The organism is Microbulbifer aggregans (assembly GCF_020524005.1).
Classification (GTDB): Bacteria; Pseudomonadota; Gammaproteobacteria; order Pseudomonadales; family Cellvibrionaceae; genus Microbulbifer; species Microbulbifer aggregans_A.
Map to the genome: position 1 here is coordinate 1 of NZ_JAIVKK010000039.1, position 1183 is coordinate 1183.

Below are 1183 nucleotides of genomic sequence, written 5' to 3' on the forward strand. Positions count from 1 at the left end.
GTTCCGGCCCTGCGGGCCTCCACCGGACAGCTTACTTTGTGCACTTTATGCGCAGGTCGCTTCGCTCCCATTATTGCGCATAAAGCGCCCAAAGAAAGCTGCCGCTGCTCGCGGCGTTATGGTGCCGGTCGGTAAAAATTAATATTTGTGCGGCTGGAAATTTTGAGCATATTTGTGGCATCCAGTATTTGGCATTTCGCCTTCGCACATTCAAGCAGTTTCGTTCCTAGAGTGTTCGCTCGGGTTCGGTAGAATAGGGAAATTCCGCTGCAGTATCGTGGAGTGCCAATAAGATAAAAATATGTTGGGGAAAGTGCGGTATTCTTTCCTCGTAATTTTCAGGCGGTGGCCAGCCAAGCCGTGGCTGGCAGAGTGCTAATAGTTGGTCCAGAGCGCGTCAGCCATAACCAGGCTAGGCAGGCTCGCCCATCCCCTTCGGGGCTCGGCTGGACGGCCAACGCTACGCGCCGGCCGCCCCTGCTAGCAACGTTATGGATCGTTGGAATGTGTGACGAAGTCTCAATAAAGTACAGGTTTCAGAGCTTAGAGGAAATTTACGGTCAAGGCGCGGATGAGTCTTGTATTTCAGGTATTCCTCCAGGATATTTTGTCGACGCAAATGTAGAGGTACTTACTGCAGGACGTCCGGACCATAAAGAAATAGCGTTCTCATTGTATCAATTTGCTTCTGATGTTGAAGCGTGGATTGATAGCAATGAGCAAGAACTATTGTGGTCGGATTTTGACGGGTGGGATGGGAAAATATTTCTCTATAGAGTTGACCGCGGTATATTTGTAAATGTTTATTTGGAAGACCAGGTACTTAATTTTACCGTTAAAGAGAAAGAGTTAAGATCGTTCACTAGCGGCGTTCTAGAAAGCGCTGATATTTTCTGGAAAAGACCACTAAAGAATTGGCGAAAGAGGTAAATCCATAACAATCACAGGCAGTATGCTACGGCCCTTCGGGCCTCCGCGGGACGTCTTACTTTGCGCACGTTTTGCGCGGTCGCTTCGCTCCCATATTCGCGCAAAACGCGCACAAAGTAAGCCGCCCCTGCTGTGGGCGTTCTGGCTGTAGAAAAACTCTAAAAACCTAGCATTTTTTGATAAAGTTGAGGGATCCAAACCGAGAATCCCTCCATGCCCAACTTCAAGCCCTACAATTACAGCCAGGATGCGA

The 1183-nt window shown here is 48.9% G+C and carries 1 protein-coding gene; it reads left to right on the top strand.

Going from position 1 to position 1183, the window contains the following annotated elements; genetic code table 11:
* Positions 1-504: 504 nt before the first annotated feature.
* A complete protein-coding gene (locus tag LC093_RS20200; RefSeq protein WP_226669311.1) occupies positions 505-930 on the top strand; it encodes a hypothetical protein in 426 nt (141 codons plus the stop codon).
* Positions 931-1183 lie beyond the last annotated feature (253 nt).

Bases quoted from the DNA above. Each gene is read 5' to 3' on its own strand.
- LC093_RS20200 (WP_226669311.1), top strand. From the start codon at position 505: ATGTGTGACGAAGTCTCAATAAAGTACAGGTTTCAGAGCTTAGAGGAA.